Below are 19549 nucleotides of genomic sequence, written 5' to 3'. Positions count from 1 at the left end.
TACTCTAGCCAAATGAGCTAATCCCCCTTTTTTGTTTTGTTTGCTTTTGAAAATCGAATCGGCTGCCCTCCCGATCAGATCGGGATACTCTAGCCAAATGAGCTAATCCCCCTTTTTTGTTTTGTTTGCTTTTGAAAATCGAATCGGCTGCCCTCCCGATCAGATCGGGATACTCTAGCCAAATGAGCTAATCCCCCATAGCGATAGCAAATAAAGTCAATTAATTTTCAAAAAACAAATTTCAAATCGCTTAGAGCGAAAATAATTATCAAAACCGTAACTTTACGTTCAAAACTATTTTTATGAGTTCAGAAAATCAAAACGGTACTTTACAAACTACTTTTCAAAACGCAGTTGCAATTGTGCAATTTGGCCATCCGGCGAGTAATTCTTTTCCACGTGAATTATTAAATCGTTTAACTGCCGAAATTAATTCGTTGAGCCGAAATGAAACCGTTTCAGTTATTGTTTTACAAAGCGAAGGTTCGAAAACTTTTTGTTCCGGAGCTTCGTTTGATGAACTTTTGGCAGTAGAAAATGAAGAACAGGGGACAGAATTTTTCTCTGGCTTTGCTCATTTGTTAAACGCAATGCGCAACTGTTCTAAAATTATCATTGGCCGCGTTCAGGGAAAAGCCGTTGGCGGTGGAGTTGGAATTATTGCCACTTGTGATTATGTTTTGGCTACACCGGAAAGCGCTGTAAAACTTTCGGAGTTGGCAATCGGAATTGGACCTTTTGTGATTGAGCCAGCCGTTTCCAGAAAAATTGGTAAAACAGCGATGACCGAAATGACTTTGGCGGCGCAAAACTGGAAATCGGCTGAATGGGCTTTAGAAAAAGGACTTTTTTCGGAGATTCACAATTCAGATCAATTAGATATCGAAGTAGAAAATTTTGCCCAAAAATTAAGTTCCTATAATCCTGAGGCTTTGTTTGAAATGAAGAAAATTATTTGGGAAGGAACAGAACAATGGGAATCTATACTTTTTGAACGTGCCGCTATTACGGGAAAATTGGTTTTGTCTGATTTTACAAAAAATGCTTTGACACAATTTAAAAAATAAATAAAAGAGAAATTCCAATATTTAAATTCCAAATTCCAATAGAACTCGATACTTGGAATTTGGAATTTTTCTTTATTTGGAATTTATTATTTAAACGGTTATTAATTTGTAAATTTGCAACCTAAAATTCAAATCGATGAGTAATATCAGAATTACAAAGCAATTTAATTTCGAAACCGGGCATGCTTTATACGGTTACGACGGAAAATGCAAAAACGTTCACGGGCACAGTTATAAATTATCGGTAACAGTTATTGGTTCGCCAATTACGGATCGATCGAATGTGAAATTCGGAATGGTGATTGACTTTTCGGATCTAAAGAAAATTGTAAAAGAAGAAATCGTCGATCAATTTGATCATGCAACTGTTTTTAACGAAACTACGCCGCATATCGAATTGGCAAATGAATTGAAAAATCGTGGTCATCACGTAATTTTAGTTGACTATCAGCCAACAAGTGAAAACATGGTAGTTGATTTTTCGAAAAGAATTATTTCTCGTTTGCCTGCAGGAATTTCACTGCATTCCCTTAAACTTCAGGAAACAGAATCTTCGTTTGCAGAATGGTATGCAAGTGATAATCAATAAGAAATCCCAATTTTTTAAAATTCCAAATCCCAATTGTGAGTCCAACTCATAACTCATAATCAATAACTCATAACTTTCACGGAATGAAAAAAGTATATTTTGCTTCTGATCAGCATTTTGGCGCTCCAACTCCTGAGTTGAGTTTGCCGCGCGAACAAAAATTTGTTGCCTGGCTGGATGTTGTTAAACAAGATGCGGAAGCTATTTTTTTATTAGGTGATTTATTCGATTTTTGGTTTGAATATAAAACCGTTGTACCAAAAGGTTTCGTACGGGTTTTAGGTAAACTGGCAGAAATTCGCGACAGCGGAATCCCGATCTATTTTTTTGTTGGAAACCATGATTTATGGATGAATGATTATTTTGAAACCGAATTGAATATTCCGGTATATCACGATAATAAGGAATTTACTTTTAATGGAAAAACGTTTTTAATTGGTCACGGCGACGGAAAAGGTCCTGGCGATAAAGGTTATAAACGAATGAAAAAGGTATTTACAAACCCGTTTTCAAAATGGCTTTTTCGTTGGCTGCATCCGGATGTTGGCGTAAGTTTAGCACAATATTTATCAGTTAAAAATAAATTGATTTCCGGCGACGAAGATGTTAAATTTTTAGGCGAAGAAAATGAATGGCTTGTTTTGTATGCCAAACGTAAACTCGAAACCAAACACTATAATTACTTCATTTTCGGACACCGTCATTTGCCAATGATTATTCCTGTTGGAGAAGAATCCAATTATGTAAATCTTGGTGACTGGATTGGTTATTTTACTTATGGAGTTTTTGACGGTGAAACCTTTGAGCTTCAAAAATTCGAACAATAGTTACTTTTTATTAGTTGGATAAACCGCAATTTTGTGTGTTCGCAGCATATAATTAGATTTCTTTTTGCTGTTTGACGCCTGAAAAGTAATCGCATTCGACATTTGTTTTGGCATATGACATTCTACACAATTATTTTGTAATGACTTTTTTGATATTGTCGTCAAAGTCATTTCGGTGTGTTTAGTCTGCTGATGACAACTCATGCAGATTTTAGAATAAACAACCATGTTTTGCGACGAATTTTCATGTGGATTATGACACGTCATGCAGTCCATTCTTTCACTTTTCTTGAAACATTTACTTTGGGCAAGCAGCCCTAATTGATTTCCGTGAACATCATAATGAATACTGTCATTCGATCCCGGAATTGCTCTAAAATAATCAGAAAGTTTGTCTCCTGGTTTAAACTGAAAACGTGATTTTATCTTTGCTTTATCATTCCCTGAGTGGCAAAGTGCACAGGCATCTATTTTTTGCTGTCTTGTTAGTTTTTTGAATGAAACAATATTTTGAGCAATTTTTAAATCAGGAAATTTTAAATGCTTCTGAACGTGCTGTTTGGCAGGTCCATGACAGCGCTCACAATCAATACCGTATAGTAAAGTATTTTTGTTCATGAAATCCTCTACTTCAATAGTCATAAAAGTAATACTGTCAGAGCTGGTTTCAACATATCTGCTGGCAATATTAGAGCTGTGACAGCCATAACATTCCTTATCAATTTGTCTTTCAAAATTTACTTTAGTGGCAGAATAACCCGGACTGGTGGCCCAACTGTTTAAGGATTTGTAATAAGAAAGAGGTAACTCAAATGTATAGTGGTTTTTCCAATATGCACTTGTTTGTGCGTGTTTCGTTCCAAAAAGAACATCAAAAGAATGGGCTTCTACTTCTTTTCCATTTTTATAAAGTACCTGATAAAGACTATCGTTACGTTCTTCCATAACAAGTTTAGTATCTTTATCATAAACAAAAGTATTGCGGCCATTTGTAAAATGCCCTAAAATATTTTCTTTGGTAGGAGGAGAGCTTGCTTTAAAATGCGAACTGTGAAAAGCTGTTTCATATTGTGCCTGATGACATTGAATACAGCTTTCAGAACCGGCATAATCGGTTCCGCGTGGGTCTATGTAATTATCAGATTCATTTTTGCAGCCCATTAATAACAAGACCAAAGCAAAAATGGAAAAAAGAATAGCTGTTTTTTTCATTATTGTAAATATACTTTTTTCTGAATAAATTCAAAATATATTTCAAATATGAAAAAATGCTGTTAAATTGTTTAGATTAATTCTTAATTCATTCCTGCTCCATAAACATATTCGTCAAGGTCAATTCTAAACAAAGAACCTTCAACTAAATCTTTAATTGATTTTAATTCGGTCATAGAAACAGCCAAATCAATTGCAGTACAAGGAGTTTTTAATAAAAATTTATGACAGGAATATTTTAATTCACAAGATTCGCAACATGCATTTTCAATCATGCTGTCTTCTATCAAATCACAGAAATGATTTAGCTCCTGAATTGTAAAATAAAAACCGGTTTCTTTAAAAACCAATTGAACTTTGTCGGTTATGGTTTCGTTTTCCTTTTTCCAGTAAAAAGCAATTCCAAAATTGTTGTGGTATAATTGTTCAATTTCTCTCATTATGAATCCTTTTGTTTCAACAAATATAAATATTATTTATATTAGTTCTAAATAAAAAATCATAAAAAAGATGTTTTTAAAAATATAACGATGATATAAATTTTGTTTAGAAGAACCTGAAATAAAACTTAATTTATCTTATAGCATTTTATTGGTTTATATTGTTATTTAAGCCACATTTTTATTTTTGAAAGGAATTTATTTTGCTGATCTACAAATAGATAGTGAGAACAGTTTTCTAATAATGCAAAATGATTTTCTCCGGCTATATTTTTAATGGATTTAATTTGAGACGCAGAAAAAATTCTATCATCTTGTCCGTAAATCGCATAAACAGGAATTCCTTTTGCTTTTATTTCCTTTAAAAAAGGTCGGCTATCGATATTATTTTGCTTTTCATTTTTATAAAAAAGTAATGGAGCATTTTTGTTTCGGATATTGGTTTTGTAAAACTTGCCTGCCTCGTAATCGCTGTATAATTTTTTTGATGTTTTAGTAGGATTTGGCATTTTAAAATAATCATTATCACTTGCGAGATCAAAACAATGTTTGCGGTATCCGGCAGAATTTTTATCAAGTTTCTCTACGTAAGATATTTTATTGAGTGTTTTAGAATCGCCTTTGTGACTTTTCTTTAAAGAATTTAAAATATGATCGTAAGTTTCCTGCTGCGAAAATAGAGCTCCGGCCAAAATGAGATTACTAACATTCTGAGGATATTTTGCTGTGTAAAGCGTCGCAACCAAACCGCCAAAACTATGACCAATAAGAGTAACTTTCTTTAAATTATATTTTTTTAAAATTGAATTTAAATCCTGAAAAGCTTCCTGATAAGTAAATTTTGCATGAGGATCTAATGATCTTCCTTCGCCTCTTCGGTCGTAAACAAGTACATAGAATCCTTTGTTAGCTAATTTTTGTGCTGTTGTACCTTCAAATAAAGTCGAGTTTCCGCTTGGACCGCCATGAATAAAAATAATGGCTTTATTTTCTTTGTTTCCGTATGTTTTAATGTAGAGATTTTGTCCGTTTATTAAAAAAGACAACATCAAAAAGAAAACCATTATCGATTGTTTCATTACTCCATATTTTGGTGATCTTGCATATCTCTATGAAGATCTAAATTTCTAAATGTAGGCGATTTTAATGCAGTAACGATTACGGTTAAAAGTGTTACGCTTCCTCCAAAAATAACAGAGGTTACAGTTCCCATCAATTTGGCGGTTGCGCCACTTTCAAAGGCGCCTAATTCATTAGAAGATCCAACAAAAATTGAATTTACAGCACCAACACGTCCGCGCATATGATCGGGCGTTTTAAGCTGTAAAATAGTCTGGCGAATTACTACAGAAATTCCGTCAGCAAGTCCGCTTAGAAATAAGGCAAAAACAGAAAGCCAGAATGATGTAGAAAACCCAAATAAGATGATAGATAATCCAAAAACAAATATGGCGACTAAAAGTTTCTTTCCGGCATTTTTATATAAAGGCACATAAGCAGAAACGAGCATCGTAATAAAAGCTCCCACCGCAGGAGCGGCTCTTAATATGCCAAAACCTTCTGCACCAACTTTTAAGATGTCCTGAGCAAAAATTGGTAATAACGCTACAGCACCACCAAAAAGCACAGCGATCATGTCAAGCGATAAGGCGCCCAAAACAATTTGATTTTTAAATACAAAAGTTAAACCCTCTGTAAGACTCTCTTTTATTGATTCTCCAATCTTCGGATTTAGTATTGGTTTTTTACTGATTTGAGATAAGGCAATTAAAGAAAAAATTGAAAATGCAAATACCAAACACATCGACCAGTGAACGCCAACCCAGTTAATTGAAAACCCTGCCAATGCTGGTCCCATAACGGCCCCGATTTGCCAAACCGAACTACTCCAGGTTGCAGCATTTGGGTATGCTTTTTTAGGAATAATCAAGGATAGGAGAGAGAAAATAGTTGGTCCCAGAAATGCACGAACCAAACCGCCAAAAAAGACTAAAGTATAGATTGAGTATAAAATTAGAGTTGAAGACCAGCCATTAACAATTTTTGGCCAGGTCAATAAAAATAATCCAAAGCTAATTACCGAAAACCCCAGGATACATTTTACCAATAATCCTTTTTTCTCTCTTTGATCTACAATATGTCCGGCAAATAATGCCATTGAAACGGCAGGAATAACTTCCATTAAACCGATAATTCCCAAAGAAAGCGGATTTTTTGTTAAACTATAAACTTCCCATTCAATAACAATAAATTGCATCGACCAGGCAAAAACCATAGCAAAACGCAATATTAAAAAAACATTGAATTCTCTGTAACGCAGCGCCTCATACGGGTCGTTTTTCTTTTCTTTATTTGTCATTTGTTCTAAGATCTTTAAGCATTAGTTGAGTCGAAACGTTTCCGTTCCATTCATTTTCGGCCAGAGAATAAGCTAACTGAAATGTATTTTGATTTTTTGTGATGTCTATTTTTTTTCCAAGACCAAAACCTATTGCTGCAATTCCTTCCGAATTATTCTGCTTAACAAAAAGCCTTAAATGTTCTTCGTCTGCTCCCAGAGTTTTGGCATAACCTGTGTCTTTTATATTTGTTGTCATAAAAACAGGTGTCATGTTTTGCGGTCCAAAAGGTTCAAATTGTTTTAAAATCCGAATGAGTTTTGGTGTTATGTCAGAGAAATTAATCTCTGCATCAATTTCGATTTCAGGAGTTCGCATTTCAGGTAAAATAGTTGCCGAAACCTGTTTTTCAAAAGCCTCTTTAAAATTTTTATAATTCTCGGCTTTCAAAGTCATTCCGGCAGCATACATATGACCGCCAAATTGTTCCAAATGTTCAGCGCACGCATCTAAAGCATTGTAAACATCAAAGCCTTTTACAGATCGTGCCGAAGCTGCATATTTATCACCGCTTTTGGTAAAAACCAATGTCGGGCGATAATAGGTTTCTATTAATCGTGAAGCCACGATTCCGATCACGCCTTTATGCCAGTCTTCCTGAAAAACAACAGTAGAAAATCGTTCTTCTTCCTGATTTTCCAGAATTTGCTGAAACGCTTCTTTTGTAATTCTTTTATCTAAATCTTTTCGGTCAGAATTGTATTGTTCAATTTCTGAAGCAAATTGCTGCGCTTGTTCAAAATTAAATTCGGTTAGCAATTCTACTGCATGATTTCCATGTTTAATTCTTCCGGCAGCATTTATTCTTGGCGAAATGATAAAAACAACATCAGTAATATCTAATGTTTTCTTCTTTACCTGATGAACCAAAGCTTTAATTCCCGGTCTTGGATCTGAGTTAATAACCTGTAATCCGAAATAAGCCAAAACGCGATTTTCACCTGTAATCGGGACAATATCTGCAGCGATCGCCGTAGCAACCAAATCCAGATACGGAACCAAATCTTCAATAGTTTCATTTCGGTTTTTTCCTAAAGCCTGAATCAGTTTAAAACCAACGCCGCAACCGCACAACTCATCATACGGATAATCGCAATCTTCTCTTTTTGGATCTAAAATCGCAACAGCATCCGGAAGAATATTTCCAGGTCTGTGGTGATCACAAATAATAAAATCGATGTTTTTTTCTTTCGCGTAGGCGATATGATCTATGGATTTTATGCCGCAATCGAGCGCGATAATTAGAGAGAATCCGTTATCATCGGCAAAGTCAATTCCTTTAAAAGAAATTCCGTAACCTTCGTCATAACGATCCGGAATATAAGTGGCAATATTTGGATAATGAGATTTTAAATACGCCGAAACCAAAGAAACCGCCGTTGTTCCGTCGACATCATAATCGCCAAAAACCAAGATGTTTTCCTGATTTTCAATAGCCAGTTCAATTCGGGCAACTGCTTTGTCCATGTCTTTCATCAAGAACGGATCGTGGAGATGTTCTAACGAAGGGCGAAAGAAATTTTTGGCATCATCAAAAGTTTCAATGCCACGCTGAATCAAAAGGGTTGCTACAAAATCTTCTACATTCAGGGCTTGCGCCAAATGTTTGATTTTATCTTCAGAAGGTTTTGGTTTTAATGTCCAACGCATTTTTTTATTGTAGATTTTAAAGTGTTGATTTTAGATTATCGAAACCGCTGTTTATTAAAATTACTAAATCTTCAGGATTTTTATTTTGACTTTTGAAGTTGTGAAATTCATAGTTCATTGATCTGTCTATTGCTTTTCCATCGCTAATTTTTATTAGATATGGATATCCTTTTCGATCAGAAACGTTTAATAACATATTTGAAATATATTCTCGATTGTCTTCATTTTTAATACGTTTCCCTTCAAGAAAAATAGGTTTAATATCACTGGTAAGATTTGGAATGATATTCTTTTCTATATAATGATGATTATTTTTTCGATTCGTGTAGCAAAAGAATTTTTTTCCTTCAATCGATAATAAATAATTGCTATATCTTTTTTTGAATCGTTTTTTCTGAAAGAATTCAAATATAAAATAAACCAGAATTACTGGAAAAAATAATATAGATAAAGGAATTCCAATTATAATTAGAAATATTATAACCGGTATTTCTTTTAATCTTTCCTCCATCTTTAATTAATCAAATTCAAGAATATATTATTTTAATTCCAAAGCATTTCCTTCAAACTTAATTCCGTCCCAACCTAAGTTGATGAAATTCCTAATGTTTTGATGATTTGTTCCGTTTGGATCTCCTAAAACTTCTTCAAAATAAAAGGCACCAAAGCACGCTAAAGTTTCTTCTCTAGTTAAGTTTTGCAATTTTGCGAAAGAAAATAATTTACAGGAACCAGAGTTTTCTCCGGCTGCATTATGTTGTGTTCCGTTTTGAAAAGCTGTTGGTGTAAAGTTGTAATTTTTCTCAATTACTGCAATAGTTTCCGGGAATGTTATTTCGTTTGGAGTTTGTTTTACTTTTTCTAAAAAGGCTTGAATGCTCATGTTATTGTTGTTAGTTTTTTTTGCCACGAATCACACGAATTTTCACTAATTAAATTCGTGATAATTTGTGTGATTCGTGGCGAACATCTTTTAATGTATTTTAATTTGTGAATTCGTGGCAAATATTATTCTTCATCATCCTTAGAAAACTTACTTTTCTTAGGTTCTTTAATTATTGTTTTTCCGGCAACGACTACGACAATTTCACCGCGCGGTGCTGTTTTTTCAAAATGGGCTAAAACTTCTTTTGCGGTTCCGCGTACATTTTCTTCGTGCATTTTTGATAATTCACGCGATACACAAACTTGTCTGTCTTCTCCAAAATACTGAATAAACTCAGCTAAAGTTTTAACGAGTTTATGTGGTGAAACGTACAAAATCATCGTTCTTGTTTCTTCGGCTAAAGCCAAAAATCGAGTCTGACGGCCTTTTTTGTCAGGAAGGAAACCTTCAAAAACAAATTTATCATTTGGCAGTCCGCTATTTACCAAAGCCGGAACAAAAGCGGTTGCACCAGGTAAACATTCTACTTCAATTTTATTTTCCACACAAGCGCGTGTCAATAAAAATCCGGGATCTGAAATTGCCGGAGTTCCAGCATCTGAAATTAAAGCAATAGTTTCGCCGGCTTTCAAACGTGCAATTAAGTTTTCGGTTGTTTTGTGTTCGTTGTGCATGTGATGGCTGTGCATGTGCGTGCCAATTTCAAAATGCTTCAACAGTTTTCCGCTCGTTCTGGTGTCTTCGGCCAAAATCAAATCGACTTCTTTTAGAATGCGAATCGCACGAAAAGTCATGTCTTCAAGATTGCCAATAGGCGTAGGAACTATATATAATTTGGACATAATTAATTTTAATATTAAACACAGATTTCACGAATTAGCACGAATAATTAAGTGCTAAAAATTTCACGAAAACAAATTAGTGTCAATCTGTGAAATTCGTGTTTAGGAGAATTTTTTCTCGACAATTCCCAGAAAACGTTCTGCATAATCGTCTTTTCCTTCCCAGTTATTGTAATCTGGTTTTACCATGTTTTCGATAAAATCTTTTGCTTCGCTAAAAGTATCAAAAGTTAATAGTTGATTTAAAACACGACTGTAATCTTCTGTACTGTTTCCAAAAAGGTTTTTAGTGAAAGCAATTCTGTCATTCAAATCAATATGAAAACCTTTTGCCAGTTTTTCGTTTAAAGGAACGGCTTTTGGTTTTGCAGATTCTATGGTTGCTGTTTCTGTGACAGTTTTGGTTTCTTTAAATTCGTTTATTGACGGGGTTGGAGTAGGAGGAACATTATCAAAACTATCTACTTTTACAAATTGAGCATCGGCATAATTAACACCCAAAATATCCTCAAACGAAATGTGAACGGGATTTGATTTTGTCGAAGTTTCAGTTTTTGGTTCTTCTTTTACTTCCTCTTTTATTTCTTCCTCATCCAATTCAAAAGAAGGTTTGAAATCAGGAATCGGTTTTGATTCGCTAATCGTTCTGAAATATGATTCTGTTTCAGTTTCTTTTTTCTCCTCAGCAACTGGTTCTTCTGTTTTTTCAACTATAGGTTCCTCAACTTTTTCAGTAATTGGTTCCGGAATAGTTTCAACAATAGTTTCCGGGATTATTTCTTCAGGAATTTCAGCAATTATTTCTTGTGGAGTTTCTTTAATAATTTCAGCTTCGGGAGTCACTTCGGCTTCAATTACAGTTTCTTCAACAGCAACGGGAAGTGTTTCTTCAACTTTAATTTCTGCAGGAAGTGTTTCTTCCTGATCAAAAATGGTTTCTAGCTTAGATTCTATTTCACCACGTCCGATAGTAGGTTTTACATCGTCAAAATTTTCATCTACAAATTTTAAAACAGCTAATTTCTCATATAATTTCTGAGTCTCAAGATATAATTGATTGATATCGGATTTATTTTTAAGCTTTAAAATTCGATGTGCAATGCTGATTAAATCGGCTTCCAATTTTTTTTTCATAACTGTTGAAATTATAGTGAATAGGATATTTTAATATATTCTGTATTTTGAATGTCTTTGTTTGTGAAGGAAAATACGCAGAACTATTTTTTATTTTTGTTAATAAGCATTTGCGAATCTTCGATTTGATAAAAATTTTCTACTTTTGAAAAAATGTAAAATCATCAAAATTTTGCGTCAAATTATTACCAGTACAAAGTAATAAAAACTATTCATTTTAAAAGGTAGAAAAATACAAAATGTTTCTCGAAAATACAGTAAATCACAAAGAACAATTTGGTTGGATTGAAGTTATTTGTGGATCAATGTTTTCGGGTAAAACCGAGGAGTTAATCCGCAGATTAAAACGCGCCCAATTTGCCAAACAAAAAGTCGAAATTTTTAAACCTGCTATTGATACCCGCTATCATGACGAAATGGTGGTATCGCACGATGCCAACGAAATTCGCTCAACTCCGGTTCCTGCTGCTGCCAATATTGCTATTTTGGCACAAGGCTGCGATGTTATCGGAATTGATGAAGCCCAGTTTTTTGATGATGAAATTGTTACTGTTTGTAATGATCTTGCCAATCAGGGAATTCGTGTAATAGTTGCAGGACTTGATATGGACTTTAAAGGAAATCCCTTTGGACCAATGCCGGCACTTATGGCAACAGCAGAATATGTAACCAAAGTTCACGCAGTTTGCACCAGAACAGGAAATCTTGCCAACTACAGTTTTCGTAAAACAGATAACGATAAATTGGTAATGCTTGGCGAAACCGAAGAATATGAGCCATTAAGCCGTGCAGCATATTATAATGCAATGAAAAAAAATCAGGAGAAATAGGTTTTTAATTCTATTTAAGCAACAATGCAAGACAAGAAAAATAAAAGAAAGCAGAATATTTTATTATTACTCGTAATTGGAACTGCACTGGCTTTAGCTGTTTATTTTCAGTTCTTTCTTTCTGAAAGTGCAGATGAAGTAAAGACTGAAATTACAGAGCTGGTTACAAAATATAATAAGAATTGCCCGTTGACAATTCAGCAGGGAATTCGTCTGGATAGTGTCAGTTTGCCTAAACTGTCTGACGAAAGAGCCGTTCAGTATAATTTGACATTGATGAATGTGGAAAAAGAAACTGCAGAAATTAATGTAATACATACTGAAATTGAAAAAAGCCTCTTAAGTACAGCGAAAGCAAATCCGGGTCTTCAGGTTTTTAGAGATAATGATTATACGTTGATTTATAGCTACTATGACAAGAAGAAAGTGTTTTTGTTTGATGTGAAAATATTACCGGATCAGTATAAATAATTTAGAAATTCTGATATAAAATAAAACCCGATAGATTTTGAATCTGTCGGGTTTTTGTTTTGTATAAAATTAAATGATTTTGTTTGTCGAAACTGGACTGAAGTCTAGCTCTACAATATAATGTTCCTCCGGAACTTGAAAGAGCCTTCGGCTCAAACCATATTGTAGGGACGGATTTTAATCCGGTTTAATATGAGTTACAGATATTAAATTCAAAAAATTTAAATCTTCTTCCTCATTCTTGCTACCGGAATATCAAGCTGCTCGCGGTATTTTGCAATAGTTCTTCTCGCAATTGGATATCCTTTTTCTTTTAAGATTTCTGCCAATTGATCGTCTGGTAAAGGTTTCTTTTTATCTTCTTCCTCAATTGTATTTTTTAGAATCTTTTTGATTTCTAAAGTCGAAACATCTTCGCCCTGATCATTTTTCATCGCCTCAGAGAAAAACTCTTTAATAAGCTTTGTACCGTAGGGTGTTTCTACATATTTGCTGTTAGCAACACGCGAAATAGTCGAAATATCCAAACCAACCATATCGGCAATGTCTTTTAAGATCATTGGTTTTAGTTTGGTTTCGTCGCCGTCTAAGAAAAATTCTTCCTGATAATGCATAATGGCATTCATCGTTACAAAAAGAGTTTCCTGACGTTGTCTAATCGCGTCGATAAACCATTTAGCCGAATCCAGTTTTTGTTTAATAAACTGAACTGCATCTTTTTGAGCAGATGATTTATCACGAGAATCCTTATAAGTCTGCATCATTTCCTGATAATCTTTAGAAACGTGCAGGGAAGGGGCATTTCGTCCGTTTAAGGTTAGTTCAAGTTCGCCGTCAACAATTCTGATAGCGAAATCCGGAACCACATTTTCCGTAACTTTATTATTTCCGGTAAAAGATCCACCCGGTTTTGGGTTTAGTCTTTCGATTTCGTGAATGGCTTTTTTCAGCTGTTCGTTCGAAACACCGTATTTCTGCAATAATTTATCGTAGTGTTTTTTGGTAAAAGCATCAAACTGATTTTCGATAATATCAATTGCTAAATCAACATATTCGGTTGGTGTTTTATGCTTCAACTGCAATAATAAACATTCCTGCAAATCTCGCGCTCCAACGCCCGAAGGCTCGAGTTCATGAATAACATGCAGCATTTTTTCGACCATAACTTCATCGGTATAAATACCTTGGGTAAAAGCCATATCATCAACCATGTCAGAAACGCTTCTGCGGATGTAACCCATATCATCGATACTTCCAACAAGAAATTCAGCGATTTCACGCTCTTCATCATTCAATATAAAAGTATTCAACTGATTGATTAAGTCCTGATGAAAACTAATAGGCGAAGCAAAAGGCGTTTCGCGTTCTTCGTCTTCACTATAATTGTTAACCTGGGTTTTATAATCCGGAGTATCATCGTCGCTTAGATATTCGTCTATGTTAATGTCGTCTGCTTCGATTCTGTCAGATTCGGCATCATCATAATCGTCGTAGTCTTCATTTGCGAATTCATCTGCTTCGTATTCATCTTCTTTTCCAGCTTCCAGAGCCGGATTTTCGTTCATTTCTTCTAATAAACGTTGCTCAAAAGCTTGCGTAGGCAATTGAATTAACTTCATCAGCTGAATTTGCTGTGGAGATAATTTTTGTGATAATTTTAAATTTAAAAATTGCTTTAGCATAATAAGGCACTATTTTTTTAGCCACTAAGACGCGAAGGCGCAAAGTTTTTATTTTTTAATTGCCTCTAAGGCTTTTATTTGAAATCTTTTAAAATACTCTTTTTGTGTTTATAAATCTTCTAATACCACTTTTGATTAATGGAACATTAAAATTAATTAAAAAGCCCAAATCTTTATTCAGCAATTTTAATTGACTTATAATTTGTGCTTCCCAAACTGGATTTATTTGTTCAACTGCTTTTATTTCTATAATTATAGAATCTTCAATCAGTAAATCTAATCGTAATCCTTCGCTAAATTCTATTCCGTCATAAAAAATCGGAATATCAATTTGGCGTTTTACATCAAGACCGGCTTTTGTGATTTCATGAGCTAAACAAACTTCATAAACTCGTTCTAATAATCCGGGGCCAAGTTGCTTATGAACCTTAAATGCCGAGTTTACAATTATTTTTCCAATTTCTTCCGTTTTTTCAGAGAGCATATTTTTAAGGGTTTTGCCACGAAGACGCTAAGGCGCAAAGTTTTTTTATTTTTGAAAGTTGTTAAATCTTCAGTTGTAATAAAATAATACTTTTTGAATTTTTGTCTTCGTGGTATTATTTTAATTTTTTTTTTGAGTCTTTAATCAGTTTTTAAAAATAAAACTTAGTGTCTTTGTGCCTTCGTGGCAAATCTTCTTTTCTAGAATTCCGCACTTCCAGGAGTTCTTGGGAAAGGAATTACGTCTCTAATGTTTGTCATTCCGGTTACAAACAATACCAAACGCTCAAATCCTAAACCAAAACCTGCGTGAGTTGCAGAACCAAATCTTCTGGTGTCTAAATACCAGTATAATTCTTCTTCATCGATGTTTAAAGCTTTCATTTTCTCCACCAAAACATCGTAACGTTCTTCTCTTTCAGAACCACCAACAATTTCTCCAATTCCAGGGAAAAGGATGTCCATTGCACGAACAGTTTCTCTTCCAGGCTCTGTGTTGTCGTTCAAACGCATGTAAAACGCTTTAATGTTTGCTGGATAATCGTATAAAATTACCGGACATTTAAAGTGTTTTTCAACCAAATAACGTTCGTGTTCTGATTGTAAATCAGCTCCCCATTCTTCGATGATATAGCTGAATTTTTTCTTTTTATTTGGAGTTGAATCTCTTAAAATATCAATTGCTTCAGTATAAGAAACACGTTTGAAGTTGTTCTCCAAAACGAAATTCAATTTCTCTAACAAAGCCATTTCGCTTCTTTCTGCCTGAGGTTTTGATTTTTCTTCTTCAAGAAGTCTTCCTTCTAAAAATTTCAAATCATCTTTACAATTGTCTAAAGCATATTTAATTACGTACTGAATAAAATCTTCAGCCAAATCCATATTGTCATCAAGATCGTTGAAAGCAACTTCCGGCTCAATCATCCAGAATTCTGCAAGGTGACGGGAAGTATTTGAATTTTCTGCTCTAAACGTTGGTCCAAATGTATAAATCTGACCCAAAGCCATTGCGAAAGTTTCGCCTTCTAATTGTCCCGAAACCGTTAAGTTGGTGTGTTTTCCGAAGAAATCTTTTTTGAAATCAATGTTTCCTTCTTCATTTTTTGGTAAATTATCCAAAGGCAATGAAGTTACCTGAAACATTTCTCCGGCACCTTCAGCATCAGCTCCGGTAATAATTGGCGTGTTTACATACACAAACCCTTTTTGTTGAAAATAGTTGTGAACCGCAAACGACAATACCGAACGCACACGCATAATTGCTCCAAAAGCATTAGTACGAACACGTAAATGTGCATTTTCACGTAAAAATTCTAATGAGTGTTTTTTCGGCTGCATTGGGAATTTCTCCGCATCAGAATCTCCAAGAATGTCCAATTTAGTAACCTGAATTTCGTATTTCTGACCAGCACCTTTACTTTCAACCAAAGTTCCAATTACAGAAACAGCAGCTCCGGTTGTGATTCTTTTTAAAGTTTCTTCCGGTGTATTTTCAAAATCAACAACACATTGTATATTATTAATGGTAGAACCGTCATTAAGCGCGATGAACTGATTATTTCTAAAAGTTCTCACCCATCCTTTTGCATTAACCTCCTGAAGCGTCGTCGTACTGTTTAATAAGTCTTTAACTTTTGTGTGTCTCATTTTTGTATATAATGTTGAAATTAAATTATTTGTTGTGTAATAACTGCAAATATAAACGATAATTATTAAAATTAGAAGCTATTTCCTGCTATCCGCTTGTATCTTTTTCTGTCTAAAGAAGCCAGAAAAAGGATACCGCTTCTATCAGGGCTAGGGCAATCGTTTTCAAAAGAGCCGTTTGTCATTTCGACGGAGGAGAAATCACACAAGGAATTCCGTAAACAAAATCGCCAATCTTTGTAGAATTACGTGTGTGATTTCTCCTCCGTCGAAATGACAAGTTTGCGTATTTATCTTTGTCAAAGTTTAAAACTTTGACAAAGATTTGTGATATTTAATCCGTGCTAATTAGTGAAATTCGTGTTTCCTTCCAATCCCTCCAAATCCTCTTTCTTAGCCTTCTTTTTCTCAAAAGTTAAAACCAAAGCCGGTAAAACCAATAAATTGGCAAACATCGCAAACGCCAATGTACAAGAAATTAATCCACCAAGAGCGATTGTTCCGCTAAAACTAGAAAGTGTGAAAGTAGCAAATCCTAAAATTAAAACTACTGATGTGTAGAATGTACTAATTCCTGTTTCTCTCAAAGCACTGAAAACAGATTTTTTTACTTTTCCGTTACTTTGTATTAAATCATGTTTATACTTTGCCATAAACTGAATTGCATTATCAACTGAGATTCCAAACGCAATACTGAATACCAAAATAGTTGAAGGTTTTAACGGAATTCCGAAATAACCCATCAATCCAGATGTAATACAAAGTGGTAAAACATTCGTAATTACTGATGCAAAAACCATTTTGAAAGATCTGAACAAATACAACATCAAAATCGCGATCACCAAAATTGCGAAAATCAACGATTCAATTAAGTTGTCGACCAAATATGATGTGCCTTTCTGGAAAACCAATGCTTTTCCGGTAACGGTAACTTCAAAACGATCTTTCGGGAAAATTTCATCTATTTTAGAATGTAATTTTTTCTCGACTTTCGCCATTTCATCGGTACCAATATCTTTCATAAAAGTTGTGATTCTGGCATATTGCCCAGTAGAATCAACATAACTTTTCATTAAGTTTTCTTTGCTGTTTTTGGTTGCGTTTTTGGCGTATGCCAAAATAAACGTCTGCTCTTGCGAAGTTGGTAATTGGTAATATTCAGGATTTCCGTTGTAAAAAGCCTGTTTCGAATATTTAACCAAATTCACCACAGAAACCGGTTTTGCCAATTCCGGCATTTCGGCAATTGTGTTTTGCAATTCGTCCATTTTACGAATTGTAGACGCTTTCATGACACCTTTTTTCTTTTTGGTGTCAATCATAATCTCAAGCGGCATTACACCGTTAAATTCTTTTTCGTAGAATAAAATATCTTTAAAGAAGGAAGCGCTTTTTGGCATTTCTCCAATCAAACTTCCGGAAACTTTCATTTGCGAAACCCCAATAATACTAAATACCAAAAGCAAACCGTAAATGGTATAAATTACTTTTCGTTTGTTTCTTACCACATTTTCTACAAAATCCAATAAAGTCGAAATGTAGGTTTTTGTTAAATGATACAAGTGTTTTTCTCCCGGAACCGGCATAAAACTGTATACAATTGGCACAATTAAAAGCGTCAATAAATAAACAGAAATTACATTGATAGAAGTTACTAAACCAAACTCAAAAAGCAGGTCGTTTCCTGTAATCATAAAGGTTGCAAAACCTATGGCAGTTGTTAAATTCGTCATTAAAGTCGAAACCCCAATTTTCGAAATAATGCGCTGTAAAGCTTTTGCCTGATTATTATGTAATTTAATTTCCTGTTGGTATTTATTAATCAGGAAAATGCAATTCGTGATTCCGATTACGATAATCAATGGCGGAATAATAGCCGTTAAAATCGTGATTTTATAATGAAATAATCCAAGTGTTCCAAACGACCAGATTACACCAACAATTAAAATACAAATCGAAATAAATGTTGCTCGGAACGAACGGAAAAAGAAAAAGAAAATCAGAGAAACCGTAAATAAAGCCGCACCAATAAAAAGACCAATTTCGCCTTTCATATTGTCAGCATTGATTGTTCTGATGTATGGCATTCCCGAAACACGTAAATCGATTCCGGTTGTTTTTTCGAATTTGTCGATCTTCGGAACTAAATTTTCAAGAATAAAAGTCTTTCTTTCGGCAGTATTTACAAGCGCTTTGTTCATGTAAATGGCCGAGCGTACACTTCCGCTTTCTTTGTTAAACAACAATCCTTCATAAAAAGGTAAATTGTGAAATAAATCGAATTGTACTTTTTTTAAGTATTCAGGATCAACTGTTTTGCTTTGGTCGATAAATGGAGCCAGAACAAATTTCTCGTTGACAGTATCTTTTTCTAATTTTTTTAAATCATTTAAAGAAACAACCAAATCAACTTCTTTTGAGTTTTTCAGACCGGTCATTAATTCATTCCATGCAGCGTAATTTTTGGGTGTAAAGAAACTTTTGTCCTGAAAACCAATTACAATAAGGTTTCCTTCTTCTCCAAACTTGTCCAGGAATTTTTGATAATCTTTATTTGCGATATGATCTTTAGGAAGTAAATTAGCTTCGGTATAAGTCATGGAAAGGTTTCTCCATTGAAAACCAAGGAAAATTGTCAGGGCCGCAACCAAAACCAAAATTGTTATTCTGTTTTTAAGTATAATTCGGGCAACTTTTTCCCAAAATCCAACTTGAATAGCGTTTTTCATAAATTATTTAAAATGGATGCAAATGTAGTGAAAAGACCTCAAAATCATAAATAATCACTTGTAATTTACGTAATGTTAACACAAATTAACAGCGTAATTTTTATGATAATTTACTTACAATTGATGATTTCCTCGTTAGCTTTTCTCATATTTGCAATTAATTTAAAAATGAAAAGAAAATGAACTGGATTTTATTAATTATTGCCGGACTTTTTGAAGTTGGATTTGCATCTTGTTTGGGTAAAGCCAAAGAAACAACCGGAATTTTGTCAACGTATTGGATGGCTGGTTTTTTTGTTTGCCTTACTATCAGCATGGTTTTATTGTACAAAGCAACGCAGGTTTTGCCAATAGGAACTGCTTATGCGGTTTGGACGGGAATTGGTGCTGTTGGAACTGTTTTGGTTGGAATTTTCATCTTTAAAGAACCAGCGACTTTCTGGAGAATTTTCTTTCTTTCAACATTAATTGCTTCAATTATTGGGTTGAAGTTTGTTTCTAGTCATTAAGATATTGCCCACGGATTTTACGGATGAAACGGATTTACGCAGATTAATTAAATTTTAATTCGTGAATTCGTGGCGAAAAAACGCAGATTTAAGCAGATGATTTATTTATTGAAAATAGAAAAATACTATAAATAGAAAATCGGTGTGAATCC

Annotated in this window: 19 protein-coding genes; 6 read left to right on the top strand and 13 right to left on the bottom strand. The window is 34.2% G+C overall.

Annotated elements, in window-relative coordinates; translation table 11 throughout:
• Positions 1-302 precede the first annotated feature (302 nt).
• The 3 genes from AC4FQ3_RS09720 to AC4FQ3_RS09710 all read left to right on the top strand — a co-directional run bounded on the left by AC4FQ3_RS09720 (position 303) and on the right by AC4FQ3_RS09710 (position 2483).
• On the top strand, positions 303-1067 hold the full coding sequence (locus AC4FQ3_RS09720; protein WP_491181719.1) for an enoyl-CoA hydratase/isomerase family protein: 765 nt from the start codon (positions 303-305) through the stop codon (positions 1065-1067).
• A 136-nt stretch (positions 1068-1203) separates the two neighbouring features.
• Positions 1204-1656 carry a 6-pyruvoyl trahydropterin synthase family protein gene (locus tag AC4FQ3_RS09715; protein WP_042565621.1) on the top strand — a complete coding sequence of 151 codons (453 nt, stop codon included), beginning with the start codon at positions 1204-1206 and terminating at the stop codon, positions 1654-1656.
• Positions 1657-1739: 83 nt separating this feature from the next.
• Positions 1740-2483, top strand: a complete 744-nt coding sequence (locus tag AC4FQ3_RS09710) for a UDP-2,3-diacylglucosamine diphosphatase (protein ID WP_042565620.1) — start codon at positions 1740-1742, stop codon at positions 2481-2483.
• Here the strand turns inward: AC4FQ3_RS09710 and AC4FQ3_RS09705 are convergent, their stop codons facing one another.
• The 9 genes from AC4FQ3_RS09705 to AC4FQ3_RS09665 form a co-directional block, all read right to left on the bottom strand.
• Positions 2484-3695 carry a multiheme c-type cytochrome gene (locus AC4FQ3_RS09705; protein ID WP_073397672.1) on the bottom strand — a complete coding sequence of 404 codons (1212 nt, stop codon included), beginning with the start codon at positions 3693-3695 and terminating at the stop codon, positions 2484-2486.
• Positions 3696-3778: 83 nt separating this feature from the next.
• A complete protein-coding gene (locus tag AC4FQ3_RS09700; protein WP_491181718.1) occupies positions 3779-4135 on the bottom strand; it encodes a hypothetical protein in 357 nt (118 codons plus the stop codon).
• 164 nt (positions 4136-4299) lie between these two features.
• Positions 4300-5214: an alpha/beta fold hydrolase gene (locus AC4FQ3_RS09695; protein WP_491181717.1), complete on the bottom strand. Its 915-nt coding sequence runs from the start codon at positions 5212-5214 to the stop codon at positions 4300-4302.
• Positions 5214-6494, bottom strand: coding sequence for an MFS transporter (locus tag AC4FQ3_RS09690; protein ID WP_491181716.1), 1281 nt, complete (start codon positions 6492-6494; stop codon positions 5214-5216). The genes AC4FQ3_RS09695 and AC4FQ3_RS09690 overlap by 1 nt, the downstream gene beginning before the upstream one ends.
• A complete protein-coding gene (gene recJ / locus AC4FQ3_RS09685; protein ID WP_491181715.1) occupies positions 6484-8184 on the bottom strand; it encodes a single-stranded-DNA-specific exonuclease RecJ in 1701 nt (566 codons plus the stop codon). The genes AC4FQ3_RS09690 and recJ overlap by 11 nt, the downstream gene beginning before the upstream one ends.
• Positions 8185-8200: 16 nt before the next feature.
• Complete coding sequence (locus AC4FQ3_RS09680) at positions 8201-8695, bottom strand: hypothetical protein (RefSeq protein ID WP_491181714.1); 495 nt, start codon at positions 8693-8695, stop codon at positions 8201-8203.
• A 27-nt stretch (positions 8696-8722) separates the two neighbouring features.
• Entirely contained in the window at positions 8723-9067 is a 345-nt protein-coding gene (locus AC4FQ3_RS09675; protein WP_491181713.1) for a HopJ type III effector protein, read from the bottom strand.
• A gap of 125 nt (positions 9068-9192) precedes the next feature.
• The gene (rsmI, locus tag AC4FQ3_RS09670) at positions 9193-9912 is read right to left on the bottom strand and encodes a 16S rRNA (cytidine(1402)-2'-O)-methyltransferase (protein ID WP_302093780.1); all 720 of its coding nucleotides are present in this window, start codon (positions 9910-9912) and stop codon (positions 9193-9195) included.
• A gap of 102 nt (positions 9913-10014) precedes the next feature.
• On the bottom strand, positions 10015-11046 hold the full coding sequence (locus AC4FQ3_RS09665) for a DUF8457 domain-containing protein (RefSeq protein WP_491181712.1): 1032 nt from the start codon (positions 11044-11046) through the stop codon (positions 10015-10017).
• Positions 11047-11285: 239 nt separating this feature from the next.
• Here AC4FQ3_RS09665 and AC4FQ3_RS09660 point away from each other — a divergent pair, with 239 nt between their 5' ends.
• Both AC4FQ3_RS09660 and AC4FQ3_RS09655 read left to right on the top strand, forming a co-directional pair.
• Positions 11286-11876: a thymidine kinase gene (locus AC4FQ3_RS09660; RefSeq protein WP_042565610.1), complete on the top strand. Its 591-nt coding sequence runs from the start codon at positions 11286-11288 to the stop codon at positions 11874-11876.
• Between the two features lie 24 nt (positions 11877-11900).
• Positions 11901-12347 carry a DUF8479 domain-containing protein gene (locus AC4FQ3_RS09655; RefSeq protein ID WP_463459596.1) on the top strand — a complete coding sequence of 149 codons (447 nt, stop codon included), beginning with the start codon at positions 11901-11903 and terminating at the stop codon, positions 12345-12347.
• Between the two features lie 221 nt (positions 12348-12568).
• On the opposite strand, the gene rpoN is transcribed toward AC4FQ3_RS09655, so the two are convergent.
• From rpoN to AC4FQ3_RS09635, 4 genes are all read right to left on the bottom strand, one after another.
• Positions 12569-14029 (bottom strand): RNA polymerase factor sigma-54, encoded by a 1461-nt coding sequence (rpoN, locus tag AC4FQ3_RS09650; RefSeq protein WP_042565607.1) that lies wholly within the window; start codon positions 14027-14029, stop codon positions 12569-12571.
• Positions 14030-14117: 88 nt separating this feature from the next.
• Positions 14118-14513 carry a GxxExxY protein gene (locus AC4FQ3_RS09645; protein WP_491181711.1) on the bottom strand — a complete coding sequence of 132 codons (396 nt, stop codon included), beginning with the start codon at positions 14511-14513 and terminating at the stop codon, positions 14118-14120.
• Between the two features lie 200 nt (positions 14514-14713).
• Positions 14714-16159, bottom strand: coding sequence for an asparagine--tRNA ligase (gene asnS, locus AC4FQ3_RS09640; protein WP_491181710.1), 1446 nt, complete (start codon positions 16157-16159; stop codon positions 14714-14716).
• A gap of 344 nt (positions 16160-16503) precedes the next feature.
• Positions 16504-18888 carry an efflux RND transporter permease subunit gene (locus AC4FQ3_RS09635; protein ID WP_491181709.1) on the bottom strand — a complete coding sequence of 795 codons (2385 nt, stop codon included), beginning with the start codon at positions 18886-18888 and terminating at the stop codon, positions 16504-16506.
• Between the two features lie 179 nt (positions 18889-19067).
• Between AC4FQ3_RS09635 and AC4FQ3_RS09630 the strand changes: the two genes are divergently transcribed.
• Complete coding sequence (locus AC4FQ3_RS09630; protein WP_042564735.1) at positions 19068-19397, top strand: DMT family transporter; 330 nt, start codon at positions 19068-19070, stop codon at positions 19395-19397.
• Positions 19398-19549: the final 152 nt, after the last annotated feature.

The sequence above is a fragment of the Flavobacterium sp. AK-345 genome, assembly GCF_058310175.1.
The sequence above is the reverse complement of the archived record's forward strand: the minus strand, read 5'-3'. Positions and strand labels throughout refer to the sequence as shown.

Coding starts and splice junctions, on each gene's coding strand:
- AC4FQ3_RS09680 (WP_491181714.1), bottom strand. CDS start 8,695: ATGGAGGAAAGATTAAAAGAAATACCGGTTATAATATTTCTAATTATA.
- rsmI (WP_302093780.1), bottom strand. CDS start 9,912: ATGTCCAAATTATATATAGTTCCTACGCCTATTGGCAATCTTGAAGAC.
- AC4FQ3_RS09660 (WP_042565610.1), top strand. CDS start 11,286: ATGTTTCTCGAAAATACAGTAAATCACAAAGAACAATTTGGTTGGATT.
- AC4FQ3_RS09695 (WP_491181717.1), bottom strand. CDS start 5,214: ATGAAACAATCGATAATGGTTTTCTTTTTGATGTTGTCTTTTTTAATA.
- rpoN (WP_042565607.1), bottom strand. CDS start 14,029: ATGCTAAAGCAATTTTTAAATTTAAAATTATCACAAAAATTATCTCCA.
- AC4FQ3_RS09655 (WP_463459596.1), top strand. CDS start 11,901: ATGCAAGACAAGAAAAATAAAAGAAAGCAGAATATTTTATTATTACTC.
- AC4FQ3_RS09715 (WP_042565621.1), top strand. CDS start 1,204: ATGAGTAATATCAGAATTACAAAGCAATTTAATTTCGAAACCGGGCAT.
- AC4FQ3_RS09720 (WP_491181719.1), top strand. CDS start 303: ATGAGTTCAGAAAATCAAAACGGTACTTTACAAACTACTTTTCAAAAC.
- AC4FQ3_RS09690 (WP_491181716.1), bottom strand. CDS start 6,494: ATGACAAATAAAGAAAAGAAAAACGACCCGTATGAGGCGCTGCGTTAC.
- AC4FQ3_RS09710 (WP_042565620.1), top strand. CDS start 1,740: ATGAAAAAAGTATATTTTGCTTCTGATCAGCATTTTGGCGCTCCAACT.
- AC4FQ3_RS09705 (WP_073397672.1), bottom strand. CDS start 3,695: ATGAAAAAAACAGCTATTCTTTTTTCCATTTTTGCTTTGGTCTTGTTA.
- AC4FQ3_RS09635 (WP_491181709.1), bottom strand. CDS start 18,888: ATGAAAAACGCTATTCAAGTTGGATTTTGGGAAAAAGTTGCCCGAATT.
- recJ (WP_491181715.1), bottom strand. CDS start 8,184: ATGCGTTGGACATTAAAACCAAAACCTTCTGAAGATAAAATCAAACAT.
- AC4FQ3_RS09665 (WP_491181712.1), bottom strand. CDS start 11,046: ATGAAAAAAAAATTGGAAGCCGATTTAATCAGCATTGCACATCGAATT.
- asnS (WP_491181710.1), bottom strand. CDS start 16,159: ATGAGACACACAAAAGTTAAAGACTTATTAAACAGTACGACGACGCTT.
- AC4FQ3_RS09630 (WP_042564735.1), top strand. CDS start 19,068: ATGAACTGGATTTTATTAATTATTGCCGGACTTTTTGAAGTTGGATTT.
- AC4FQ3_RS09675 (WP_491181713.1), bottom strand. CDS start 9,067: ATGAGCATTCAAGCCTTTTTAGAAAAAGTAAAACAAACTCCAAACGAA.
- AC4FQ3_RS09700 (WP_491181718.1), bottom strand. CDS start 4,135: ATGAGAGAAATTGAACAATTATACCACAACAATTTTGGAATTGCTTTT.
- AC4FQ3_RS09645 (WP_491181711.1), bottom strand. CDS start 14,513: ATGCTCTCTGAAAAAACGGAAGAAATTGGAAAAATAATTGTAAACTCG.